Origin of the sequence: Streptomyces malaysiensis subsp. malaysiensis, from assembly GCF_040653035.1 — a bacterium.
GTDB lineage: Bacteria > Actinomycetota > Actinomycetes > Streptomycetales > Streptomycetaceae > Streptomyces > Streptomyces malaysiensis.
The window spans coordinates 12,106-38,792 of the sequence record NZ_JBEZNG010000039.1 but is presented as its reverse complement, the minus strand read 5'-3'; the positions used below and the strand labels follow the sequence as shown (position 1 = coordinate 38,792).

Below are 26,687 nucleotides of genomic sequence, written 5' to 3'. Positions count from 1 at the left end.
GGCGGCGCCGACCGGTGTGGTGGTCGCCGTCGGGCCACGGCGGGTCATGGGTGCTCGCCGTCACTCACCGGCAGCACATGGCCGGGCAGTTCGGTGGGGTCGCCCAGGACGACGGCGATGTCGCGCCGCCCTTCGTACGGTTCGCGGGCGTGGGCGGTGCGGATGTTGTCGACGAGGAGGACGTCGCCCTCCTGCCACGGCTCGCCGACGGTGAACCGGTCATAGACGGCGTTGATGCCGTCCACCGTGGCGGCGGTGACGGGGGTGCCGTCGCCGGCCGAGGTGTCGAAGGGGAGCCCGTCGGGGCCGTAAACATCGGTGAGGTAGTCGCGGACGGCCGGGTCCATGGTGAGCCCGTTGAGGAAGGCGACCTGGTTGAACCAGCCGGGCGCCCCGGTGCGCGGGTGGCGTACGACGGCGGTGCGACGCTGCCGGGTGGCGAGCCGGTCGTCGGACAGCCAGGCGTGCTCGATCCCGGCGGCGGCGCAGTAGGCGTCGACGGCCGAGCGGTCGGTGGTGCCGAACGCGTCGGCCCAGGCGACCCCCACGTCGTGGTACATGCGGCGCAGCAGCCAGCCGTGGCGCTCGAAGGGGGCGACGAGGCCCGGTGGCAGGGTGGCGAGGACTCGCTGGGAGTCGGCGACGGTGGTGCGGCCGCCGCTGCCGGGTGCGGTGAGGCAGCCGAAGAGGAGGGTGCCGGGGACGGTGGCGGCGTAGCTCAACTCGTGGTGCATGCACATCGGTTCGTCGGCGGGCCAGTGGCTGCCGGAGTAGACGCCCGGCGCATGGGCGGTGCGGGGCGCGAAGCCCTCGCGCTCCGTCATCGCCGCGATCCCCAGCGCCGCGGCGACGTCGGCGATGTCGCCGGGGGTGCGGACGCCCAAGCCGCGCAGCATGACGGCGCCGGACTCGGCGAGCACGGCGCGGGCCGCGGCGCGGTGCGCGGCGGCCCGCCCGGCGGGGTCCGGGCCGCCACGGGCGTCCAGCACGCGCAGCGGGGCGGGCGCGGCCGGGACCGGAGCGGGGGCAGGCGCGGGCGGGGCGGGGGCCGCCGGGGCCCCCGCCCCGGCCGTCGCGGATACGCGGTCGAGAAGGGCCGCGACGTCGGCGACCGTGGGGGTGTCCTTGAGGTCGGCGACGGTCACCAGGCGGTCCAGGGCTATGGACAGCCGGATCGCGGACAGCGAGGTGCCGCCGAGTTCGGCGAAGCGGGAGTCGCGGCCGATGCGCTCCTCGGGCACCTTCAGCAACCGGGCCCACAGGGCCACGACGCGGCGTTCGGTGTCCGTGGCGAGCCGCGGAGTGCCCGTACCGGCGACGTCGGCGCCGCCGGTGTCGCGGTCGTGGCCGGCCCGGGCGGTGAGGGCGATCTTGTCGATCTTTCCGTTGCCGGACAGGGGGAGTTCGCGCGTGTGGTACAGCCGGGGCGGCACCATGTAGTCGGGCAGGGCGGCGCCCAGGGCGCGGGCGACACCGTCGCCGTCGGGGGCGTCCTCGCCGGTGTAGTAGGCGACGAGTTGGGGATCGTCCTGGGTGCCGGCGACGACGACGGCGCCGTCGCGCACGCCGGGCACCTGGAGCAGCCGGTCCTCGATCTCGCCGATCTCGATGCGGAATCCGCTGATCTTCACCTGGGAGTCGCGTCGCCCCAGGTATTCGAAGTCCCCGGAGGGCAGCCGGCGGCCGAAGTCGCCCGAGCGGTAGAGGCGGTCGGTGGGGCGGTAGGGATCGTGCCCGTAGACGGCGGCCGTGCGGTCGGGGTCGTTGACGTAGCCCCGGCCGACGCAGACACCTGCCATGACGATCTCGCCGGGCGCGCCGATGGGCACGAGGTGGAGCTGTTCGTCCATCACATACACACGGCAGTTGCGGATGGTGTCGCCGAGCGGTATGGAACGGTGGCCGGGCAGCGCGTGCATGACGCCGTGGTTGGAGTCGTCGCTGACCTCGGTGAGCCCATAGCAGTTGACCAGGGGGACGCCGGGGAAGGCGGCGAACCAGCGGCGCACCAGCTCCTTCTTCAGCGCCTCCCCGGTGACGGCCATGACACGCAGGTCGGGCAGTGCGGCGCGGCCGTCGGGCGTCTCCGCGAGGAGGAGTTCGAGGTAGGTCGGCACCACCTGGGCGACCTGGACGCGGTGGCGGGCCAGCAGATCGACGAACCGGCGCACGTCGAGCACGGCCTCCTGCTCGACCAGCAGGGTGCGGCCGCCCAGCAGCAGCGGGGAGACCAGCTGCCACAGGGAGATGTCGAAGCACTGCGGCGCGGTCTGAGCGACCGTGTCACCCTCCTGGGCGCCGAGGTCCTCGATCTTGGCGTAGAGATGGTTGAGAAAGCCGTCGTGCTCACACAGGGCGCCCTTGGGTTCGCCGGTGGAGCCCGAGGTGAAGTACACGTACGCCAGTTGGTCACCGGCCACCGGCAGGTCCGGGTCGTGGCGGGGGCCGTCGGCGTCGATCACCTCGGTCACGTCCATGCGGTGCACCCCGTCGCGGCCGTCGAGTGCCTCGTCCAGAGGCGGTACGTCGCGGTCGGCGAGGACCCAGCGGCACTCCGCCCGGGTGAGGGTCCTGGCCATGCGCCCGGCGGGGAAACGGGGCTCCAGCGGCAGGTAGCAGCCGCCCGCCTTGAACACGGCGAGCACAGCGGCGAGCCAGTGCGGGGTGCGCTCGGTGACGACGGCGACCACGTCCTCCGGGCGCAGCCCCCGCCGGTGCAGCGCCCAGGCGATCTTGTTGGCGTCCTCGTTGACCTCGCGGTACGTCCGGGTGGCCGGGCCGTGCACAACGGCGACCGCGTCGGGGTGGCGGCGGACGCGCTCCTCGAAGAGTTCGTGGAAGCGGCGGCCGGGCAGCGGCCGTACGGGGCCGGAGCCGGCAGAGATGACCTCTTCGGCCTCCGCCGCCGAGAGCAGCCCGTGCCGGGTGTGCGGGGCGTCGGGGGCGCCGGTCAGCAGTCGCAGGGCGCGCCGGACATAGTGGTCCAGGCGCTCGGCGGGTATGTGGGGCTGTGCGCCGGCGCCTTCCCAGGCTTCCTCGGCTTCCTCACGCCCCTCCGCGGTGGCCACGCGCAGGATCAGGTCGCGCCAGGTGGCGCCGGGCGGCAGCGCGGGCGCCCCCAGGACCACCGAGGCGACCTTCAGCCGTGCGGCGCGCCACACCGCCTCGGCCTCGGCGCCGCACGAGCGGGCCAGGGCGGCGACTGCCTCCGGACGCTCACCGGGCGCCGCCCGTTCGGCGCCGAGGGCACCGGTGGCTGTGTCCTGCATGGGGGTCTCCTCCTGCTGATCGGTGAAACGGCGCGGGGCGGCTCCCCCGCGGATGGTCCCGGCGGGAACGAATCGGATCGGCGGAAGTCGGCTGCGGTTCGGTGGCGCCCCGAAGGGGCGCGGGGCTGTGTCGATGGGCGGCTCCGCCGCGGCTGTGTCGATATGCGGCTCCGTCGCGTGGGACCGGCCACGACGGCGCCGCGGACGGTCGACGGCGGATCAGGGCACTTCCGGCGGAGCGCTCAGTCGGCCCGCCCCCCGTCCAGCTCGGCGGCCACGATGTCCCAGATCCGCCGGGCGACTTCGGGGTTCAGCAACATCTCGCGGTGGGAGCAGTCGAGAGTGTGCTCCCGGACCTCGCCGGCGACGAAGGGATGCCACAGGTCGGCCTTCGGTTCCGCGTCGGCGGAGAGCAGCAGCAGGTCACCGGCCGTCTTCCGGGTCCGGTGTGCCAGCAGGATCTTCGTGTTGTTGCGCACGATCCGGATGTACGCCTCGTGTTCCTCTCCGGTGAGCGCCCCGGCCACCGTGTCCTCCTGCTCGACGAAGCCCGCCCGCTGCTCCGCGGTGGGGTCCCCGTCCATCGGGCTCGAGTCCAGTACGACCAGGAGCGACACCTCCTCGCCGGCATCCCGGAGCTGGGCGGCCATCTCCTGGACGACGTTCCCGCCGAAGGACCAACCGAGCAGCTGGTAGGGGCCCGTGGGCTGCACCGTACGGATCTGTGCGACGTAGTCGGCGGCCATCTGCGACAGCGAGTCGGGCAGTTCGGCCGTGCCCGTGTCCGTGCCCCGGGGCCGCAGGGCGTAGAGCGGATACCGGTCCGACACACAGTTGGCGAGCCAGCCGTATTCCCAGCCGAGCCCCAGCACGGTGTGTGCGCAGAAGATCGGCGCCTGGTCGCCGCTCGATCGCATGGGCACCAGCACATCCGTGTTCTTGCGCTGCCCGCCCCGGGCGATCCGGTCGAGGAGGCCGACGACGGTCGGCGCCTCGAACACCGCCCGTACCGGGATCTCCGCGTCGAGGACCGCCCGGATGCGGTTGACCAGCCGCACCGCCAGCAGCGAGTGCCCGCCCAGCTCGAAGAAGCTCTGCTCGACCCCGACGGACGGCACCTCCAGCACCTGCTCGAAGATCGAGCAGAGCAGTTGCTCCCGCAGTGTGACCGGGCCGCGGCCGCCCGATCCGGGGCCGGCGGAGTGGTCGGGGGCGGGGAGCGCGGCGCGGTCCAGCTTGCCGTTCGCCGTCAGCGGCAGTTTCTCCAGTACGACCACCGCCGCCGGCACCATGTACTCCGGCAGCCGGCTCGCCGCGAACTCCCGCACCGCCGCCGCCAGTCGCTCGCCGTCGGCATCGGCTCCGGCGTGGGCGACGACATAGGCCACCAGGCGCGGAGAACCGGGAGCCGCTTCCCGGACGACGACCGCCGCCTGCGCCACCTGTTCGTGCCCGGCGAGTGCCGCCTCGATCTCACCCGGTTCGATCCGGAAACCGCGGATCTTGACCTGCTCGTCGACTCGGCCGACGAACTCCAGCCGACCCGCGGCATCCCACCGGACCACATCGCCGGTGCGGTACATCCGCTCACCGGCCGGTCCGAACGGGCAGGCCACGAACCGCTCGGCGGTGAGTGCCGGACGCCCCAGATAGCCCCGGGCCAGCCCGTCGCCGGCCACGTACAACTCCCCCGCCACGCCCGGCGGCACGGGCCGGAGACCATCGTCGAGCACATAGGCCCCGATGTTCCAGATGGGCGCTCCGATCGGCACGGTCTCGCCGTCCCGCTCCGGATCGCACTCCCAGGAGGTGACGGCGACCGAGGCTTCGGTGGGCCCGTAGAGGTTGTGCAACGGCACGCCCAGCGCGGCTTGGCAGCGGTCGCGCACCGGTGCCGGCAGCGCCTCCCCGATGCAGAGGACCGTCCGCAGGCTGGTGCACTTCTCCATGGCCGCGTCTTCGAGGAACGCCCGCAGCACGGAGGGAACGAGCTGAACGACCGTCACCTGTGCCCGGTTGATCAAGTCGGTCAGGTATCGGGGATCCCGGTGCTCGCCCGGTCGGGCCAGCACCATCCCGGCGCCGGTCAGCAACGGCCAGAACAGCTCCCATACCGAGGCGTCGAACCCGAACGAAGCCTTTTGCAGGATCCGGTCCGCGGTTCCCAGCTGGAACTCCTGCTGCATCCAGGCCAGTTGGTTGACCACCCCGTGGTGCGGGACGGTGACGCCCTTCGGGGTGCCGGTGGACCCGGAGGTGTACATCACATAGGCCGGATGACCGGGCCGCAGTGGCGTTGTCCGGTCGGCGTCGGTGACCTCCCGGGCATCCGCCGCGGCCACCTCCGCCCGTACCTCCGGATCGTCCAGCCTGATCCACTCCGCCACGGCTTCCGCCGGCCGGGACGGGCCGGTGGGGCGCCGGAGCCGGGAGGCGACGGCCTCCGTGCTCACCACGGCCACCGGTGAGGCGTCGGCGAGCGAGCTGTTCACGCGCTGGAACGGCTGGTCGGAGTCGATGGCCAGGTAGGCGCCGCCGGCCTTGATGACGGCCAGGATCGCCACGACCTGTTCCACGGAACGGTCCATGACCACGCCGACCGGGGCTTCCGGCCCCGCCCCGCGGGCGATCAGATACCGGGCCAGCCTGTTCGTCCGCGCGTCCAGCTCGGCGTAGGAGACCCGCTCCTCCTCGGCGAGCAGGGCGATGGCGTCGGGGGTGCGTCGGGCCTGCTGGTGGAGCAGTTCGGCGAGGGTCGCGTCCGGCACCGGATGGGCGGTGTCGTTCCATTCCTCGAGCACCCGCCGCCGTTCAGCGCCGTCGAGCAGGTCGATGCCGTGCACCGGCGTGGTGGGGTCCGCGGTGACCGCCTCCAGGACCCGTACGAGCCGGGCCGTCAGGCGCTCCACGGTGGACTGGTCGAACAGCTCGGCCGCGAACACCACCCCGCCGTCCAGGCCCGCCGGGGCACCCGTCTCGTCGAACTGCTCGTGGACCTCGATGTCCAGGTCGAACCTGGCCGACGGCAGACCGGTGGAATCCTCGGTCACCCGCACGTCGGGCAGCTGCGGCACCGACCGGGGGTTGTTCTGCACGGCGAGCAGGACCTGGAACAGCGGGTGCCTGGCCATCGAACGGGCCGGTGCCAGCTCTTCCACGAGCCGCTCGAAGGGCACGTCCTGGTGCTCGAACGCCTCCAGGCCGGCGGCACGCACCCGGTGGAGCAGTTCCACGAAGTCCGGGTCGCCCGACAGGTCGGTCCGCATCACCACGGTGTTGGAGAAGAATCCGACCAGCTTGTCCAGGCCCTGGTCCATCCGCCCGGCCACCGGGCTGCCGATCACGATGTCCCGCCCGGCGCCGCTCTTCGAGAGCAGCACCGAGACCGCCGCGTGGAGCAGCATGAACATCGTCACGCCCTGGCCGAGCGTCAGTTCGGCCAGTCGCGCGTGCAGTCGCGCCGGTATCCGCAGCGGAACCCATCCGGCCCGGCGGCCGGCCACGGCCGGCCGCGCCCGGTCCACCGGAAGGGCCAGCTCCTCGGGTGCCCCTGCGAGCTGGGCCTTCCAGTAGGCCACCTGTCGGGCGAGCACACTGTCCGGGTGGTCCATGTCCCCCAGCAGGTCCCGCTGCCACAGTGTGTAGTCGGCATACTGCATCGGCAGCGGCTCCCAGCCCGGCTCGTACCCCGCGCACCGCGCCGCGTACGCCTCCGACAGATCCCGCCACAGGGGACCCATGGACCATCCGTCACCCGCGATGTGATGGACGACCAGCGAGAGCGCCCATTCCTCGCCGCCGGGTGACTCACCGTCCATGAGGCGGAACAGGTCGGCCTTCACGGGCAGTTCGGCGGCGAGGTCGAAGGCGTGGGCGGCCAGCTCGCTGCGGCGCTCCGCCAGCTCCGCCGCCATGATGGTGGTCGTCGGCAGGTCGACGGTCACCTCTTCGGCGGGGTGGACGAGCTGGGACGGCTGATCGCCCACCAGGGGGAAGGTGGTCCGCAGGCTCTCGTGCCGGGCCACCACATCGGCCAGGGCCGCCCGCAGGGCCGCGGTGTCCAACCGCCCGGACAGCCTCAGCAGCAGGCAGATGTTGTAGAGGTGGTTGGGGCCCTCCAGACGGTCCAGGAACCACAGGCGGCTCTGCCCGTAGGACACCGGCAGCACGGCGGGCCGGGGCATGGGCACCACCGGCGGCCGTACCGGGCCGACGGCCTGCGCCAGCTTCCGGGCGAGTCCGGCCACGGTCGGCGCCTCGAACACCGCCCGTACCGAGGTCTCCACCCCGAGGACGGCCCGGATGCGGCTGACCAGCCGCACCGCGAGCAGAGAGTGCCCGCCCAGGGCGAAGAAGTCGTCGTCGGGACCCACGCGCGGCACGCCGAGCACATAGGCGAAGACGGTGCACAGGAGTTCCTCCCGCGGGGAGGCCGGGGCACGTCCGGGGCCGGTCGCGGACAGGGGTTCGGGTTCCGGCAGACCGGCGCGGTCCACCTTGCCGTTCGCGGTCAGGGGCAGCCGGTCGAGCACCGTCACATAGGACGGCACCAGATGTTTCGGCAGCCGCTCGGCCACGAACTCCCGCAACCTGGAAGCCAGTTCGGCACCGTCAGTGGAGTCGGCGGGCACCACGTACGCCGCCAGGCGCTTGTCCCCCGGGCCGTACTCGCGGACGGTGACCACGGCCTGGGTCACGTCGGCGTGCGCGGACACGACGGCCTCCACCTCGCCGGGTTCGACGCGGAATCCGCCGATCTTGGCCTGGTCGTCGACGCGGCCGACGAACTCCAGCACCCCGTCGGCCCGCCACCGCACCAGGTCGCCGGTGCGGTACATACGGGCGCCCGCGCCCTCGAACGGGCAGGCGACGAAGCGTTCGGCGGTCAGTCCGGGGCGTCCGGCGTAGCCGCGGGCGAGCCCGTCACCGGCGATGTACAGCTCACCGGGCACACCGACGGGAGCCGGGCGCAGGGCGCTGTCGAGGACATAGCCGCGGGTTCGGGCCAGGGCGCGGCCGATGGGGATGTCCCGGCCGCTGTCGACGTCCGCGCGGCCGACGGGGTGGCTATGGGTGTAGGTGGTGCTTTCGGTGGGGCCGTAGCCATTGATCAGGACGGTGTCGGGCAGCGCGTCGAGCAGGGCGCGGCAGTGCTCGACGGAGAGCACATCGCCGCCGGTCAGCAGGGAGCGCACGCCGCGCAGCGCGTCGACGTCGAGGTCGACGACCTGGTGCAGCAGTCCGGTGGGCAGCACGGCGACGGTGACGCGGTGCGCGGCCAGGAAGGTGCGCAGCGAGGCGGCGGACGGCGTCCCGGCGGGTGCGACGGCGAGAGTGGCGCCGTTGAGCAGGGTGATCCAGATCTCGAAGGTGGTGCAGTCGAACGACACGGACGCCATGTGCGCCACCACGTCCCCGGCCCGGACGTCCGCGTAGTCGGCGGGGCGGACCAGCCGGTCTATGGCGCGATGGGTGACGGCGACACCCTTGGGGGTGCCGGTGGAGCCGGAGGTGTAGACGGTGTAGGCGGCCGCGTCGAGGTGCGGGAGCGGTGCCGGGGGCGTGGCGTCCTCGGCGTGCACGGCGGCTCGCGTGGCCGGGTCGTCCAGGACGAGACGGACCGGCACGGCGGTCGTCGCGGGCAGCCGGGCCGCGACGTCGGTGGTGGTGAGGAGGGCGACCGGGCCGGTGTCCCGGAGCATCAACTCGACGCGGGCGGCCGGGTATCCGGTGTCCACGGGAAGATAGGCGCCGCCCGTCTTCAGGACGGCGAGGAGGGCGGTGACCATCTGCGGTGAGCGGTCCATGACGACGGCGACGTACTTCTCCGGCCCGGCGCCGTGGCGCACGAGATACCGGGCGAGCCGGTCGGAGGCCGCGTCGAGTTCGGCGTACGTCATACGGGTGCCGTCGGCGACCAGGGCGGGAGCGTCCGGGGTGCGGGCGGCCTGCGCGCGGAACCGGGCGGGCACGGTCGCGGCCGGTTCGGACCGGTCGGTGGCGTTCCACTCGGTGAGGACGCGGTGCCGTTCGGTGGCGTCCAGGGGGTCGATGTCGCGGACCCGCAGCCGCGGGTCCGCTGCGACGACGCGCAGTACGTGCAGCAGCCGGGCGGCCAGGGTCTCGGCGGTGGCGCGGTCGAAGAGGTCGGCGGCGTAGGTGAGGCCGCCGTCGACACCGGCGGGCCGGCCCTCGTCGTCGAACCGTTCGACGGCCTGGAAGTCGAGGTCGAACTTGGCCCCGGGCACATCGGTGGGAACGCCCTCGACGCGCAGGCCCGGCAGGTCGATGGTGGCGGTGGGCACGTTCTGCACGGCCAGCATGACCTGGAAGAGGGGGTGCCGGGCCATGGACCGGGCCGGTGCCAGTTCCTCCACCAGCCGCTCGAACGGCACTTCCTGGTGGACCAGCGCGCCCAGCGCCGACCTCCGTACCCGGCCGAGGACCTCGGCGAAGGTGGGGTCGCCGGACAGGTCGGTGCGCAGCACCAGGGTGTTGACGAAGAAGCCGACCAGGTCGTCGGCGGCCTCGTCGGTGCGGCCGGCGACCGGGCTGCCGAGTGGGATGTCCTCGCCCGCACCGAGCCGGGACAGCAGGACGGCGACGGCCGCCTGCCACACCATGTGCATGGTGACGCCCTGCGCGGCGGCCAATTCGGCCAGCGCACGGTGCAACTCGTCCGTCGCCCGCAGCGGCACCCAGCCGCCCTCGCGGCTCGCGGCCGCGGGCCGGGGCCGGTCGGTGGGCAGCTCCAGCTCCTCCGGGATGCCGCGCAGCGCGTCCTTCCAGAAGGCGACCTGGCCGTTGAGGGGGCTGTCCGGGTCGTCGGAGTCGCCGAGGAGTTCGCGCTGCCACAGGGTGTGGTCGGCGTACTGCACCGGCAGCGGTTCCCAGCGCGGTGCGCTCCCGGCGCGACGGGCGGTGTAGGCGGTGGACAGGTCGCGCAGCAGCGGGGCCATGGACCAGCCGTCGGCGGCGATGTGGTGGGTGACGAGGACCAACACGGCCTCGGCCACTTCAGCCGGTACGGCTCCCTCCGCCGTTTCCGCCGCGTCGCCGACGGGCGGCCCGCCGAGGTCGAACAGGGTCGCCCGCACGGGAAGTTCCCCGGCGAGGTCGAAGACGTGGCCGGCCGCCTGGGCGATCCGCGCGTCGAGCGCGGCGCGGGAGACGGGCACGACGTCCAGGTGCGGACGGGCCTCGTCGGCGGGTACGACGTCCTGGTGGGGCCGGCCGTCCTGCTGCGGGAAGCGGGTGCGCAGGCTCTCGTGCCGGGCCACCACGTCGGCCAGGGCGGCGCGCAGCGCACCGATGTCGAGGAGGCCGGTCAGCCGCAGCACAAGAGGGATGTTGTAGAGCGCGCTGGCGCCTTCGAGGCGATCCACGAACCACAAGCGGCGCTGGGCGTACGACAGCGGCAGCCGCTCCGGCCGCGGCCGGGGCGTGAGGGCGGGCCGGGCCGGGAGGGCGCCGGTGGCGTCGATCGCCGCGGCCAGTCCGGCGACGGTGGGCGTCTCGAAGACGGCCTGTACGGGGATCTCCGCGCCGAGCACGACGCGGACGCGGCTGACGAGGCGTACGGCGAGCAGCGAGTGCCCGCCGAGCGCGAAGAAGTCGTCGTCCACACCCACCCGGGGCACGCCCAGCACATGGGCGAAGACGGAGCAGAGCAGCTCCTCGCGCAGCGACGGCGGGCGGAGCAACGCACCGGCGGCGACCGTCTCGGGGGCGGGCAGGGCGGCCCGGTCCACCTTGCCGTTGCCGGTCAGCGGCAGCCGGTCCAGGGTGACCACGGCGCTCGGCACCAGGTAGTCCGGCAGTCGGGCGGCGACATGGTCGCGGAGCGCGTCGCCCGATTCAGCGGCGTCGGCCGCCGGTACCACGTACGCCACCAGGCGTTTGTCGCCCGGAGTGTCCTCCCGGACGACGACCACCGCCTGGCCCACGGCCGGGTGCGCGGCGAGCAGTGACTCGGCCTCCGCGGGCTCCACCCGGAACCCGCGTATCTTCACCTGGTCGTCGACGCGACCGACGAACTCCAGCACCCCGTCGGCCCGCCACCGCACCACGTCACCGGTGCGGTACATGCGTTCGCCGACCCCGTCGAACGGGCAGGCCACGAAGCGTTCCGCGGTGAGTCCGGCGCGGCCGACGTAGCCACGAGCCAGACCGGCCCCGGCGATGTACAGCTCTCCGGCGACTCCCGCCGGGACCGGGTCCAGGGCGTTGTCCAGGACGTACATCCGGGTGTTGTCCATGGGCCGGCCGATGGGGACGCTCTGGCCGATCCCCTCGGGGTCGGTCAGCGGAATCTGGGTGCCGATGACGGTGACCTCGGTGGGGCCGTAACTGCTGCGGACGACGATCCCGGGGACCGCCTCGAGGATCCGCCGTACGGCGGCCTCGGGGACGACGTCGGCGCCGGTGAGCACGTCGGACACGCCGGCGAAGGCGGACGGGTCCTCCTCCGCGATGACGCGGAACAGGCCCGCCGTCATATGTACATGCGTCAGCCCGTACTGGGCGACGAGGGACCGCAGCCGGGCGGCGTCGAGGCGGCCGGGCGGGGCGATGACGAGTTCGCCGCTGTTGAGCAGCCGCACCCACAGCTCCACGGTGGAGCCGTCGAAGGTGTGCGGTGCGGCGAACAGGCCGCGGGCGGTGCCGGGGGACTGCCAGCAGCGGTCCCCGGCGAGGTCGACGATGTCCCGGTGGGTGGTCGCGATGCCCTTCGGTTCGCCGGTGGAGCCGGAGGTGAACATGATGTAGGCGAGCTGGTCGGGCAGGCTGCGCCCGGTGACCGCGGTGGCCGGGCGGTCCGCCCAGGCGGTGCCGCCGTCGTCGGCGACGACCACGGTGGCGACGTCGTCGCGCACGTCGTCGGCGTACCTGCCGTCGGCCAGGCACACGCCGACCCCGGCGCGGGAGAGCACCTCGGCGATCCGGGGGGCGGGCTGGTCCGGGGCGACGGTGACGTAGGCGCCGCCGGCCTTGAGGATCGCGAGCAGAGCGGTGACGAGGTCGGTCGAGCGGTCCATGACCACGCCGACCGGGGTCTCGGGGGCGACGCCGAGGTCGACCAGGTGGTGGGCGAGCCGGTTGGAGCGGGTGTCCAGTTCGCCGTAGGTGAGCTGTTCAGTGCCGGAGGTGAGGGCGACGGCCTTCGGGGCCCGGGAGGCGCGGATGGCGAACAGTTCCGGGACGGTGAGCGCCAGGGTGTCGCTGCGGGTGGCGTTCCACTCGGTGAGGAGGCGCCGCCGTTCGGTGTGGTCGAGGAGGTCGACGCGGGCGACGGGCTGGTGAGGGGCGGTGGTGACGGCGTCCAGGACGCGCAGCAGGCGCGCGACAAGGGTCTCGGCGGTGCCGGGGTCGAAGAGGTCGGTGGCGTAGGTGAGGCCGCCGAGCATCCCGTCCGGTTCACCGGCGTCGTCGAAGAGCTCGATGACCTGGAAGTCGAGATCGAACTTGGCCAGGGTGGGCGGGCCCGGACGGGCGTCCACCTCGAGGCCGGGCAGCACCACGTCGCTCTGCGGGATGTTCTGCACGGCCAGTATGACCTGGAAGAGAGGGTGGCGGTCGGTGTAGCGGGTGGGGGCGAGTTCCTCCACGAGGCGGTCGAAGGGGATGTCCTGGTGTTCCAGGGCGCCGAGGGCGGCCTGCCGCACCCGGGCCAGCACCTCGGTGAAGTCCGGGTCGCCGGACAGGTCGGTGCGCAGCACGACGGTGTTGACGAAGAACCCCACCAGGTCCTCCACCGCCTCATCCGTACGGCCCGCCACCGGACTGCCCAGGGGAATGTCCTCTCCCGCACCGAGCCGGGACAGCAGCACGGCCATGGCCGCCTGCCACACCATGAACATCGTCACGCCCTCGGCCCGCGCCAACTCCACCAGCCGACCGTGCAGTTCGGTGGGTACGGCGATGTCCGCCCAGCCGGCGCCGCGTCCGGTGTCCGCGGTACGGGGGCGGTCGAGCGGGAGCGTGAGTTCCTGGGGGGCGCCGTCGAGTGCGGCCCGCCAGTACTCGACCTGCCCGCGCAGCAGGCTGTCGGGGTCGTCGGAGTCGCCGAGGAGGTCGCGCTGCCACAGCGCGTAGTCGGCATACTGCACCGGCAGCGGCTCCCACACCGGCGCCCGACCCCCACACCGCGCCGCATACGCCGCCGACAGATCCCGCCACAACGGACCCATCGACCACCCATCACCCGCGATGTGATGCACCACCAGCACAAGAACCGAACTCTCCGCCCCATGGGTGAACAGGGCCGCCCGAAGAGGAAGTTCAACAGCCAGATCGAAGACGTAGCCCGACACCTCCGCGATCCGCGCCTCCAACTCCGCCGGATCCACCTCCGTCTCCGGCAGATCCACCACGGCCTCATCAGCGGGCACGATCTCCTGGTACGGCTCGCCGTCCACCTCCGGGAACCGGGTACGCAGCGTCTCGTGCCGGGCCAGCACATCCCCCAGGGCCCTACGCAGCGCACCGACATCGACACGCCCGGCCAACCGCAACACCAGCGGAATGTTGTACAGCGCGCTGGCACCCTCCATGCGGTCCACGAACCACAGACGGCGCTGCGCGAACGACAACGGCAACCGCTCCGGCCGCACCCCCGCCGTCAGCTCCGGACGCACAGGGGTACCGCCCGACCCGGCCAGCAGAGCCGCCAGCCCCGCCACGGTCGGCGCCTCGAACAGGGTGCGGACGCGAAGTTCGACACCGAGGACGGCGCGGATCCGGCTGGCCAGGCGCACCGCTTGGAGCGAGTGCCCGCCGAGCGCGAAGAAGTCGTCGTCGACACCCACCCGGTCCACGCCGAGGACCTGCGCGAACACCGAGCACAGCAGCTCCTCGCGCAGACTCACCGGGCGCCGCGCGGGCACCCCGGCGGCGGTGTCGTCGGCGGTGTGGCCGGGCTCCGGGTCGAGCGGGTGCAACCGGCCTTCGCGGTCCCAGCGGGCGCGGCTGCCGGTGGGCCGCATGAGGCTCCCGTCGTCCGTGAACGGGCAGGGTACGGAGGCGTCATCGTCCCGGGCCGCGCCGTCGATGACGTACACGTCGCCGGGTACGCCCGGGGCCACGGGGGCGAGGTGGGCGTCCAGGACATAGACGCGGGCGTCGGGGCCCGCGTAGTGCGGCTGCCGACCGGGCCACTCCGCCACGACGTGCCGCCGTTCGACCGGTTCGAGGACGTCGACCGTGTGCACGGTGCGGCCGGGGTCCCGTGCCATGCCGTCGAGGACGCGCAGCAGGCGCGCGACAAGGGTCTCGGCGGTGCCGGGGTCGAAGAGATCGGTGGCGTAGATGAGCGCGCCCGCCATGCCCGCGGGCCGGCCCCCGGCGTCGAAGTTCTCCGCGATCTGGAGGTCCAGGTCGAACTTGGCGTCGCTGGTGCCGTACGGGAGCGGTTCGACGTCGGCGCCGGTCAGTTCGGGGGCGGTGAGCGGGGTGGACCGCACCTCCAGGACGACCTGGAAGAGGGGGTGGCGGCCCATGGAACGGGTCGGTGCCAGCTCCTCGACCAGCCGCTCGAAGGGGATGTCCTGGTGTTCCAGGGCGCCGAGCGCGGCCTGCCGCACCCGGGCCAGCACCTCGGTGAAGTCCGGGTCGCCGGACAGGTCGGTGCGCAGCACCAGGGTGTTGACGAAGAAGCCGACGAGGTCCTCGGCGGCCCCGTCGGTGCGGCCCGCCACCGGGCTGCCCAGCGGAATGTCCTCCCCCGCACCGAGCCGGGACAGCAGGACGGCGACGGCCGCCTGCCACACCATGAACATCGTGACGCCCTCGGCCCGCGCCAACTCCGCGAGCCGCCCGTGCAGTTCGGCGGGTATGTGCAGCGGCACCAGGTCACCGGCGTGGCTCTCCACGTCCGGTCGGGGCCGGTCGGTGGGCAGGGCGAGTTCCTGGGGGGCGCCGGCCAGTGCCGCGCGCCAGTAGGCGAGCTGGCCGGAGAGGAGGCTGTCGGGGTCGTCGGGATCGCCGAGGAGGTCGCGCTGCCACAGCGCGTAGTCGGCATACTGCACCGGCAGCGGCTCCCACACGGGCGCCCGACCCCCACACCGCGCCGCATACGCCGCCGACAGATCCCGCCACAACGGACCCATCGACCACCCATCACCCGCGATGTGATGCACCACCAGCACAAGAACGGAACTCTCCGCCCCATGGGTGAACAGGGCCGCCCGAAGGGGAAGTTCAACGGCCAGATCGAAGACGTAGCCCGACACCTCCGCGATCCGCGCCTCCAACTCCGCCGGATCCACCTCCGTCTCCGGCAGATCCACCACGGCCTCATCAGCGGGCACGATCTCCTGGTACGGCTCGCCGTCCACCTCCGGGAACCGGGTACGCAGCGTCTCGTGCCGGGCCAGCACATCCCCGACGGCCATACGCAGCGCACCGACATCGACACGCCCGGCCAACCGCAACACCAGCGGAATGTTGTACAGCGCGCTGGCACCCTCCATATGGTCCACGAACCACAGGCGGCGCTGCGCGAACGACAACGGCAACCGATCCGGCCGCACCCCCGCCGTCAGCTCCGGACGCACGGGGGTACCGCCCGACCCGGCCAGCCGGGCGGCGAGCAGGGCGACCGTGGGCAACTCGAAGACGGCCTGCACGGGGATCTCCACGCCGAGGACGGTGCGGATCCGGCTGACGAGGCGGACGGCGAGCAGGGAGTGCCCGCCGAGCGCGAAGAAGTCGTCGTCGACACCCACCCGTGGCACGTCGAGGACCTGGGCGAACACCGAGCACAGCAGTTCCTCGCGCGGGTCGGCCGGACGGGTGGCGGGGCCGGTGCCGTGTTCGGGCGAGGGCAGAGCGGCGCGGTCGAGCTTGCCGTTGACCGACAGCGGCAGCCGGTCGAGGACGACGAAGGCGGACGGCACCAGGTGGGCGGGGAGCCGGGACGCGAGGTGGCCGCGCAGGGCGGCGGGCAGGTCCGGTCCGGCGGGCCCGGCGGGGACGACGTATGCGGTGAGCCGTTTGTCGCCGGGGGTGTCCTCGCGGACGACGACCGCCGCCTGGGCGACTCGTACGTGGTCGGCGAGGTGGGCCTCGATCTCGCCCGGCTCGATACGGAAGCCACGGATCTTGACCTGGTCATCGGATCGGCCGACGTACAGCAGACGGCCTTCGGGGGTGCGGCGGACGGTGTCGCCGGTGCGGTACATGCGCGTGCCCGGAAGCCCGAACGGGTCGGCGACGAATCGCTCCGCGGTGAGGCTGTGCCGGTCGAGGTAGCCGCGGGCCACCCCGCGTCCGGCCACGTACAGGTCGCCGTCCACGCCGTCCGGTACGGGATGCAGATGGGCGTCGAGGACGTAGAGGCGCACGCCGGGCAGCGGGCGGCCGATGGTGGGGGCGTCGCCGGGGCGCAGCGGGCCGTCCGCGGCGGCGATGACGGTGATCTCGGTCGGCCCGTACGCATTGCCGAACCAGTGGTCGGCGCCCCACCGGTCGACGAGTGCGGAGCCCAGGGCCTCACCGGCCACGAGCAGGGTCCGTACGCAGGCCAGCCGGTGCGGCTCCGCGACCATGCCGAGGACGGTGGGCGGGAGTTGCAGATGGGTGACGCCGTGCCGGGCGACCGTCTCCTCCAGACCGGCGCCGGGCAGGAGTTCGGCGGCGGGGGCGACGACGAGGCAGGCACCGGCGGCGAAGGCCGTCATGATCTCCCAGGTCGCGACATCGAAGCCGATCGAGGCGAACTGGAGGAGCCGGCCGCCGGGCTCCAGGTGCGGCCACCGGAAGGCGAGCAGGTTCACGGCGCCGGCGTGCGGGACCACGACGCCCTTGGGGGTGCCGGTGGAGCCGGAGGTGTAGATGACGTACGCCGGGTGGTCGGGGCGCAGCGGGGTGGTCCGGTCGGCCTGGGCGAGGGGGTGGCCGGGGAGGGCGGCGACGGCGGCCTGGACGGCGGGGGCGTCGACGACGATCGGGGCCGGTCCGGGCAGCGGGGTGGCCGCCGCGGCCGCGGTGGTGGTGAGGATGGCCACCGGGGCGGCGTCGGCGCACAGGTGGGCGATGCGTTCGGCGGGCTGGTCGGGGTCGATCGGCACATAGGCGGCGCCGGACTTCAGCACTGCCAGGAGCGCGGTGATCAGGTCGGGTGAGCGGTCCATCAGAAGCACGACCCGGCCTTCGGGTCCGACGCCGTGGCCGACCAGGTGGCGGGCCAGCCGGTTCGCGCGCTCGTCGAGTTCGGCGTAGCGGAGGCGTTCGGCGCCGAAGGCGAGGGCGTCGGCTCCGGGGGTGGCGGCGGCCCGGTCGGCGAACACGTCGGCGAGGGTGGTGGCGGGGTGGCCGGAGTGGCCGGTGTCGGGATGGCTCGTGTCGGGATGGCCCGTGTCGTTCAACTCGACCAGGATGCGGTGCCGTTCGCCGGGCGGCAGCACGTCGATGTGGGCGAGCGGGCTGTGCGGGGCCCGTTCGAGGGCGGTCACGACGTGGTCGGTGGTGGCGAGCAGCAGTCCGGTGACGGCGTCGGGGTCGATCCCCGCGGCGGCCTGCACGACGTAGGCGATCTCCTGGCCGTGGCCGTGGTCGTCCACGGAGACGAGCAGCGGGTAGTTGGTGCGTTCCCGGAAGGCGAGCACGTCGGCGCCGGCGGGGAGGACGGTCTCGGGGTCGCCGGAGAAGTTGTGCCGGTAGTTGAGAACGGCGGTGAACAGCGGGGCGGGCACGCGGACGCCGCTGGCGCCCTGGGCGGCGGCGAGCGAGGCGTGTTCATGCACCATCAGGTCGGCCAGCTGGGTGTGCATCGCGCGCACCGCGTCGGCCACGCCGGTGCCGCCGGTTCGGGCCCGCACCGGCAGGGTGTTGATGAACATGCCCGGAACCCGGTCGGCGCCGCCGCCGGCCTGCATACGGCCGAAGAGGAGGGTGCCGAACACGACGTCGTCACGGCCTGCGAGCGCGGCCAGTACCCGGGCCCAGACGATGTGCAGGACGGTGGCGGCGCCGACTCCGGCGCGGCGGGCCTGTTCGCGCAACCGGGCGGTGACGAGCGGGTCCAGGACGGTGCGGCGCTCGGTGACGTCGCGGCCGTCGCCGCGGACCTGGAGCACCCCGAAGGGGGCGGTCGGCTCGGTGACGTCGCCGAGCACGCGCGCGAAGTACGCGTCGTGTTCCTCGGCGGGCGTGCCGAGCAGGGCCTGGCCGACGAAGGTGCGGTAGGGCAGCGGGGCCGGCAGGTCGTCGCCGCGGCCGGCGAGGAGAGCGGTGACCTCACGGAGGACCAGTTCGAGGGTGGTGTGGTCCTGGGTGATGTGGTGCATGCGGACGACGAGCAGCCAGCGGTCGGTGCCGGGTTCGGTGGCTGTACGGATGTCCATCAGAGGGGCGCGGCGCAGGTCCATCGGATCGTCGGCGCGGGCCAGGAGCCGTTCGACGAGTTCGGCGTCGTCGGCCGGGGCGCCGGGAGCGCCGGGGGTGTCGGGGCCGAGATCGACCTCGGTGACGGGCAGCTCGACGTGCCGGTGCACGACCTGCACGGGATGCGGGAGCCCTGCCCAGGCGAGGCCGGTGCGCAGCACCTGGTGCCGCTCGATGACGCGTGGCCAGGCGTCGAGGAAGGCGTCCAGCAGCGTCCGGGTGTCGAACCGCATGATGTACCGCACGATGTACGGGTCACCCGCGTCGGTGCCGCTCTCGGTGTGCAGCCGGTGGTGGAAGAACAATCCTTCCTGGAGCGGGCCGAGCCGGTAGACGTCGGCCACGTTGGCGGCGCCGCCGGGGACGGCGGCCGTGACGGTGTCCAGTTCGGCGGCGGTGAGCCCGGCCAGCGGCACCATGTCCGGGGTGATCCGGGTGGCGCCGGACGGTACGGTGCCCTCCGGGATCTCGACGGGCTCGTGGCCGGCGACGGCGGCGAGCCTGGCCGGTGTGGCCGCGGTGAACAGGGTCCGGATGTCGACCAGCACGCCGCGGTCGCGCAGGTGCTCGACGAGTTGCACGGCGAGCAGGGAGTGCCCGCCGAGAGCGAAGAAGTCGTCATCGACACCCACCCGGTCCACGCCCAGGACGGCTGCGAAGACGGCGCAGAGGATTTCCTCGCGGACGGTGGCGGGGCCACGGCCCTCGGCGGGGCCGGGGGTATGGGCGGGCGCGGGCAGGGCGGCCCGGTCGAGTTTGCCGTTGACGGTGAGCGGCAGCCGTTCCAGCGGGACGACGGCCGCGGGCACCAGGTGGGCGGGCAGCAGTTCGGCGACGGCGGCGCGGACCAGCTGGGCCAGCGCGGTACCGCTCTCCCCGGTGGCGTCGGCGGGACGACGGGATACGACATAGGCGGTCAGCCGCCGGTCGCCGGGGGTGTCCTCGCGGACCACGACCGCGGCGTGCGCGACGCGTTCATGGGCGAGCAGGGCGGCCTCGACCTCGCCGGGTTCGATGCGGAAGCCTCGGATCTTGACCTGGTCGTCGGATCGGCCCAGGTACTCCAGGGTGCCGTCGGGCGTCCACCGGGCGATGTCCCCGGTGCGGTACATGCGGGCGCCGGCGGGCCCGAAGGGGCAGGCGACGAAGCGGTCCGCGGTCAGGGCGGGCCGGTTCAGGTAGCCGCGGGCGACGCCGGAGCCGCTGACGTACATCTCGCCGGGTACGCCGGGCGGTACGGGGCGCAGATGGGCGTCGAGGACATGCACGCGGGTGTTGTCCAGGGGCCGGCCGATCGGGCTCGCGCCGTGCGGACCGGGGCCCGCACCGGTGTCGAGGGTGAGGTGGGTGACGTGCACGGTGGTCTCGGTGATGCCGTACATGTTCACCAGCAGCGGAGCGCCGGGGTCATGGCGGGCGTACCAGTCGGCGAGCCGGGCGGTGTCCAGTGCCTCGCCGCCGAAGACGACGAGCCGCAGCCGGGTGCCGAGGCCGGTGCCGGGTTCCTGGGCGTCGGCGTGTGCCAGCTGGTGGAAGGCGGCGGGGGTCTGGCTGAGGACGGTGACGTCTTCACGGACGAGGAGACGCAGGAACTCCCGCGGGGAGCGGGAGGTTTCGTGGTCGACGACGACGAGCCGGCCGCCGGTCAGCAGGGCGCCCCACAGTTCCCACACCGAGAAGTCGAAGGCGTGGGAGTGGAACCAGGTCCACACGTCCCGGCCGTCGAATCCGTATCGTTCGCGGGCGGTCCGCAGCAGGTCGGTGACCTGGGCGTGGGCGACGACGACGCCCTTCGGGGAGCCGGTGGAGCCGGAGGTGTGGATGACGTACGCCGGGTGGCCGGGCAGCAGCGGGGCGGAGCGCTCCTCCTGGGTGAGCGGGTCCGGGGCACGGGCGGCGACGGCGGCGCGGACGGCCGGGCGGTCGAGCAGGACGCGGGGGGTGTCCACGTCTTCGGGGAGGCGTCCCGCGAGGCCGCTGGTGGTGAGCAGCACCGCGGGGGTGGCGTCGGTGAGGAGGGTGGCGATCCGGCCGGCCGGATACGCGGGGTCGACGGGCAGGTAGGCGCCGCCCGCCTTCATGACCGCCAGCAGCGCGGTGACGAGGTCGGGGGTGCGGTCCATGGCAACGGCGACCCGGGTCTCGGGGCCGACGCCCTGCCCGATCAGATGGCGGGCGAGCCGGTTGGCGGCGGCGTCGAGTTCGGCGTACGTGAGGCTCGTGCCGTCCGCGGTGACGGCGACCGCGTCGGGGCGGGCGGCGGCCTGCTCGGCGAAGAGGTCGGGGAGGGTTGTCCCGGGCAGGGCGCGAGCGGGGCCGGTGGCCGCTTGGCGGAGCACGCGGTGTTCGGCCGGGTCGAGGACGTCGACGGCGTGCAGCCGGGTACCGGGGTCGGCGGCGACGGCGTGCAGCACGCGCAGCAGGCGGGCGGCGAAGGACTCCACGGTCGTGTGGTCGAACAGGTCGGCGGAGTAGGTGATCTCGACGTCCTGCCCGGCGGGCCCGCCCCGCGCGTCGCGGCGTTCCAGGACCTGGAAGTCGAGGTCGAACTTGGCGAGCGGCAGCTCGGCGGTGTGCGCGGTGGCCGTCAGACCGGGCAGCTCGACGGTGGCCTCGGGGGGCTTGTGGAGGGTCAGGTTGATCTGGAACAGAGGGTGGCGGGTCAGGGACCGGTTCGGGGCCAGCTCCGCCACGAGCCGTTCGAAGGGCACGTCCTGGTGTTCCAGGGCCGCTACGGTGGCCTGCCGGACCCGGCCCACGATCTCGGTGAACTCGGGGTCGCCGCTCAGGTCGGTGCGCAGGACGAGGGTGTTGACGAAGAACCCGACGAGGTCCTCCAGATCGACCTCGTCACGTCCGGCGACGGGGGTGCCGACGGGGATGTCCTCGCCGGCGCCGAGCTTGGACAGCAGGACGGCGATCGCGGCCTGCCACACCATGAAGAGGGTCGCGCCCTCGGCGCGCGCCAGCTCCGCGAGCCGTCCATGGAGACCGGCCGGCACATCGAGGCGTACGGTGCCGCCGGCGCGTGCCGAAGTGGTGGGGCGGGGCCGGTCGGTGGGCAGGGAGAGTTCCTCGGGGGCGCCGGCCAGGGCCGTGCGCCAGTGAGCGAGCTGGGTGGCCAGCACGCTGCCGGGGGTTTCGGCGTCGCCGAGGAGTTTGCGCTGCCAGAGGGTGTAGTCGGCGTACTGCACGGGCAGCGGTTCCCAGCGCGGTGGGCTCCCGGCGACGCGCGCGGTGTAGGCGGCGGACAGGTCCCGCCACAGCGGGGCCACCGACCAGCCGTCGGCGGCGATGTGGTGCAGCACCAGCACAAGGACGGACTCCTCGTCGCCGGCGGTCAGCAACCGGGCGTGGCACGGGAGGTCGTGGGCCAGGTCGAAGACGTGGCGGGCGGCGCGGGCGATCTCCGCCTCCAGCCGGTCCGGGGGCACGGGGGTTACGGTCAACGGGTCGCCGATGCCGTCGGGGGGCACGATCTCCTGGACGGGCTCGGCGTCGTGCTGCGGAAACCGGGTGCGCAGGCTCTCGTGCCGGGTGAGCACATCGGTCAGCGCCGCCCGCAGCGCGGCCACGTCGAGCCGGCCCGACAGCCGGAGGACGAGCGGAACGTTGTAGAGGGCGCCGGCCCCCTCCAGACGGTCCAGGAACCACAGCCGACGCTGCGCGTACGACGCAGGAATCACGTGCACTCCTTAGTGCAGTGCGGGCACATCCGTCTGTGCGAGCGCATCCGGTGAGGGACGGACAACGGGTGTCCGGGCGGAACGCGGGGCGGTCGCCGGTCCGGTCCGCGGCGGCAGGCCCGGCCGACGTGTCCGGCTCCACTCCGACGGTTGTGATCGTGCTGGGCCACGCGGGTGGCGGCATCGGTGGGAGCCACAGTTACGGGCCGCCCGCGCGACGCGCCCGGCGCCGACGGCACTCCGGGTACCCGTGTGGAGCGTGCCGCCCAGGGCCGCGGCGACCGTAACGGCGGGGGTCGCGGATGCCCGTCCGCGCGGGGCGCCGAATCATGGCGCTGGACAGATCGGGTGCCGGGCGCGGGCCGCCCGGCGGGCAGAACCGCGTCGGCGGACGGTTGGCGACGCGGAGCGGCCCGGCGCGCACCGCCCTCCTTCGAGACATACGCCCTTCGCACCTTCGGGAGTGACGCATGAACAGGACCGACTCCGCCGAGACCGCCGCGGATCTCGCCGCCGAGGCGGCGCTCTTGGAGATCGCCGAGGAGCTTGGGCTGTCCGACCTACTGGACCGTGCCGAACCCTTCACCCTGCGGCAGGCCACCGACCTCGCGGCGGTGCCCGCACCGGGCGCGGCGGCGTATCTGGGTGCCCTGGTCTCGGCGGGCCTGGTCGAACAGGCGGCGCAGGACGGGCCGTACACGCCCGTCGCCGATCTGGCCGACCGCCGCTACCGGGCCGGCTATCTGTCCTGGGCGCTCAACGCCAACCGCCCCTACATCGACCACGCGGCGCTGTTCCTGCGGGATCCGGAGACAGCGGGCGAGAAGTACGCGCGGGACGGGCGGAAGGTCGCGGTGTCCTCACGGTGGATCGGTTCGCGGGGCTTCTACCCGGGCGTGATCCAGGAGATCACCTCGGGTGCGCCACGCCGCGTCGTCGACCTCGGGGCGGGCGCGGGCGGGCTGCTCATCCGGCTGCTGCGCGACCTGCCCGACAGCACCGGTCTCGCCCTCGACCTCAGCGCCGCCGCCTGCGACGAGGCCCTGCGGGCCGCACGGCGGGCCGGTGTGGCCGACCGGCTGGACGTGGTGCACCGCTCCATCGAGTCGATCGCCGAGGACCCGGCACCGGTGCGGGGCGCGGACGTGGTGCACGCCGGATTCGTCCTGCACGACGTGGTGGCCAGGCCCGATGTCCTCGACGCGGTGCTGCGCGCCTGCCGGGAGTCGCTGGCGGAGGGCGGCCGCATGATCGTGACGGACGCGGTGCCGTATGTGCCGGACCCGCGGGAGCGGGCCTTCAGCGCGCTCTTCAGCTATCTGCACGCCTCCTCGATGGAGGTGAACCTGCCACCCACGGAGGTGTGGCACGAGGCGTTCCGCCGCGCCGGGTTCACCGACGTATCGAGCACCCCGCTACGGATGCCCGGCAGCCGCGTCTTCCAGGCCGCCGGATGACGCCGGCCGGGCCGCCGTCGGACAGGAGCCGCTCGGCGATGCCGGACCAGGACACCGCGCCCCGGGCACGCGCCCTCTACGAGGCGCGGGCCCGGCGCGTCCCCGTGCCGCCGTTCACCGACAGCGACCCTTCCCTGGGCATGGACGACGGCTACGCCGTACAGCGGGAGCTGGTCCGGCTGCTGCTCGCCGACGGCGACCGCGTCGTCGGCTACAAGGCGGGGCTGACGTCCGCGCCGATGCAGGAGATGTTCGGCGTCGGCACCCCGGACTACGGGCCCGTGCTGGCGTCCACCGTGTACGCGGACGGGGCGCATGTGCCGTTCGGGGCGTTCATCGCGCCGAAGGTGGAGGCGGAGATCGTCTTCCGGCTCGGCGCCCCGCTGAAGGGCCCGGGCGTCACGGTGGAGCAGGCGCGCGAGAGCGTCGCGGAGGTGTCGGCGGGCCTGGAGATCGTCGACTCGCGGATCGAGGACTGGCGTATCCGGCTCGCCGACACCATCGCCGACCTCGCGTCGAACGGCGCGGTCGTCCTGGGCCGCCCGCTCGCGCCACCCGCGGGCGCCGACCTACGGCTGACCGGCATGGTCTTCCGACGCGGCGGCGAGCTGATCGCCACCGGGGCGGGAGCCGCGGCGCTCGGCGACCCGTACGCCGTCGTGGCCTGGCTGGCCAACACCCTCGGCGAGCGCGGAGTGGCCCTGGAACGGGACCAGTTGATCATGACGGGCGCGTTGCACGCGGCGGTCCCGATGCGGCCCGGCGACACCTTCACCGCGGAGTTCGACCGGCTGGGCACCGTCACCCTGCACGTGGACGGCGCGTAGAAGCGACGCGCGCTCTCGCCGAGGCGAGAACGGGCGACGGGAAAGGCGATACAGCCATGAAACGAAACGGACGACTGTCCGTGGCCGTGCTGGGTGCCGGGCTCATCGGGATCGACCTGGCGGCGAAGGTGGCGCGCTCGCGCGCACTGGACTGCCGGCTCGTCGTGGCGCGTGCCGCGGACACCCCGGGCCTGCGGCAGGCGAGCGCGATGGGCCTGCCAACGGCGACCGACGGCATCGGCTCGCTGCTGGCGGCCGACGAACCCTTCGACGTGGTGTTCGACGCGACCAACGCCATGGCGCACGCCGAACACGCCGCGCTGCTCGGCCCGTTCGGCACGACGCTCATCGACCTGACGCCGAGCCAGGTCGGGCACATGGTGGTGCCGACGGTGAACGGCGCCGAGGCGGTCGGACACCGTGACATCAACATGGTCAGCTGCGGCGGCCAGGCGTCGATCCCGCTGCTGCACGGCATCACCCGCCGGCACCGGGTGGACCACGTGGAGGTGGTGACCACCGCGGCGAGCCGGAGCGTGGGCCGGGGCACCCGGCTCAACCTCGACGAGTACGTGGAGACCACCCAGGACGCCGTCCGTGACTTCACCGGTGTGAAGGACGTCAAGGCGATCCTCAACATCAGTCCCGCCCGGCCCCCCGCGACCTTCCGGGTCGCGATGTCGATGGTGGGCCAGGAGCTCAACCCCGAGTCGGTGCGCGCCGCCGCCGAGGAGGCGGCCGGCCGAGTACGGACGTACGCCGCCGGGTTCGAGGTCACGGCGTGCGTCGCGGAGGGCGAACGGGCCTTCGTCGCCGTCGAGGTCGCCGCCGGCGGCGACCGCATTCCGCGCTACGGGGGCAATCTCGACCTCATCAACTCCGCCGCGCTCCAGGTCGCGGAGGTGATCGCGGACGCCTCCGGGCCCGGCCCGGCCGACACCCCGCCCGCAAAGCCCGGCCACACCACCCTCGCCGTTCCCACCGGCGGTACGGAGACGTCATGAGCCAGCAGACCACCGGCACGGACGACACCACCCGCGGGCACGTCCTCGTGCACGACCCGACGCTGCGCGACGGCCACCACGCCGTACGCCACCAGCTCACCACGGCACAGTTGCGCGGATACGCCGAAGCGGCCGACGCGGCGGGCGTTCCGGTGGTCGAGGTCGGGCACGGCAACGGCCTGGGCGCCTCGTCCCTGCAAGCGGGGCGGGCACGGCTGAGCGACGACGAGATGCTGTCGGTGGTCCGCGAGGCCCTCTCCAACAGCCGGATGGGCGTGTTCATGCTGCCCGGCTGGGGCACCATGCGCGACCTGCGGCGCGCGATGGCGCACGGCGCGGATGTGGTGCGCATCGGCACCCACTGCACCGAGGCCGACCTCGCCGAGCGCCACCTCGGCCTGCTGCGCGAGGCGGGCGTCGAGGCGCACGGCGTGCTGCTGATGAGCCATATGGCCTCGCCCGCGCAACTGGCCGACCAGTGCGCCCGGCTGGTGGAATACGGCGCGCAGGGCGTCGGCATCCTGGACTCCGCGGGCCACTACCTCCCGTCGGACGTGAGCGCCCGGATCGCGGCGATGCGCGCCGCGGTGGACGTACCGGTGATGTTCCACGGCCACAACAACCTGGGTATGGCGGTCGCCAACTCGGTGGCCGCGGCCGAGGCGGGCGCGGACATCCTGGACGCCTGCGCCCGCGGCTTCGGCGCCGGGGCCGGCAACACCCAGCTGGAGGTGCTGGTCCCGGTCCTGGAACGGATGGGCTGGCGTACCGGCATCGACGTCTACCGGCTGCTCGACGCGGCGGACATCGCGGAGCGCGAGCTGATGCCGAAGCCGCCGACCATCGACTCGGTGGGCGTCGTCAGCGGCCTGGCCGGGGTGTTCTCCGGGTTCAAGAACCGGGTCCTCGACGTCTCCGGACGGCAGGGCGTCGATCCGCGCGACGTGTTCTTCGAACTCGGCCGGCGGCAAGCCGTGGCCGGCCAGGAGGACCTGATCGTGGACGTCGCCTTCGCCCTGAAGGAGGAGCCCGCCGGAGCGGGACGAGGAACGGGACGAGA

The 26,687-nt window shown here is 73.5% G+C and carries 5 protein-coding genes and 1 pseudogene; 4 read left to right on the top strand and 2 right to left on the bottom strand.

The annotated features are described in order from the left end of the window. Positions 1–44: 44 nt before the first annotated feature. On the bottom strand, positions 45–3,269 hold the full coding sequence (locus AB0E24_RS41655) for a non-ribosomal peptide synthetase family protein (RefSeq protein WP_359384939.1): 3,225 nt from the start codon (positions 3,267–3,269) through the stop codon (positions 45–47). A 242-nt stretch (positions 3,270–3,511) separates the two neighbouring features. After that, the gene (locus tag AB0E24_RS41650) at positions 3,512–22,339 is read right to left on the bottom strand and encodes a non-ribosomal peptide synthase/polyketide synthase (RefSeq protein ID WP_359384937.1); all 18,828 of its coding nucleotides are present in this window, start codon (positions 22,337–22,339) and stop codon (positions 3,512–3,514) included. A 470-nt stretch (positions 22,340–22,809) separates the two neighbouring features. Here AB0E24_RS41650 and AB0E24_RS41645 point away from each other — a divergent pair, with 470 nt between their 5' ends. The 4 genes and pseudogenes from AB0E24_RS41645 to dmpG form a co-directional block, all read left to right on the top strand. Continuing rightward, positions 22,810–23,796 carry a class I SAM-dependent methyltransferase gene (locus tag AB0E24_RS41645; RefSeq protein ID WP_069868579.1) on the top strand — a complete coding sequence of 329 codons (987 nt, stop codon included), beginning with the start codon at positions 22,810–22,812 and terminating at the stop codon, positions 23,794–23,796. Positions 23,797–23,834: 38 nt separating this feature from the next. Next, a complete protein-coding gene (locus AB0E24_RS41640; protein ID WP_069868581.1) occupies positions 23,835–24,623 on the top strand; it encodes a 2-keto-4-pentenoate hydratase in 789 nt (262 codons plus the stop codon). Between the two features lie 56 nt (positions 24,624–24,679). Beyond that, positions 24,680–25,627: an acetylating acetaldehyde dehydrogenase gene (locus tag AB0E24_RS41635; protein ID WP_359384934.1), complete on the top strand. Its 948-nt coding sequence runs from the start codon at positions 24,680–24,682 to the stop codon at positions 25,625–25,627. Continuing rightward, positions 25,624–26,676 (top strand): annotated as a pseudogene (dmpG, locus tag AB0E24_RS41630) (4-hydroxy-2-oxovalerate aldolase); the annotation flags it as partial. The gene AB0E24_RS41635 and the pseudogene dmpG, both read left to right, overlap by 4 nt. Positions 26,677–26,687: the final 11 nt, after the last annotated feature.

What these genes read in the sequence shown, in the direction of transcription:
- AB0E24_RS41655 (WP_359384939.1), bottom strand. Translation starts at nt 3,269, where the DNA reads ATGCAGGACACAGCCACCGGTGCCCTCGGCGCCGAACGGGCGGCGCCC.
- AB0E24_RS41645 (WP_069868579.1), top strand. Translation starts at nt 22,810, where the DNA reads ATGAACAGGACCGACTCCGCCGAGACCGCCGCGGATCTCGCCGCCGAG.
- AB0E24_RS41640 (WP_069868581.1), top strand. Translation starts at nt 23,835, where the DNA reads ATGCCGGACCAGGACACCGCGCCCCGGGCACGCGCCCTCTACGAGGCG.
- AB0E24_RS41635 (WP_359384934.1), top strand. Translation starts at nt 24,680, where the DNA reads ATGAAACGAAACGGACGACTGTCCGTGGCCGTGCTGGGTGCCGGGCTC.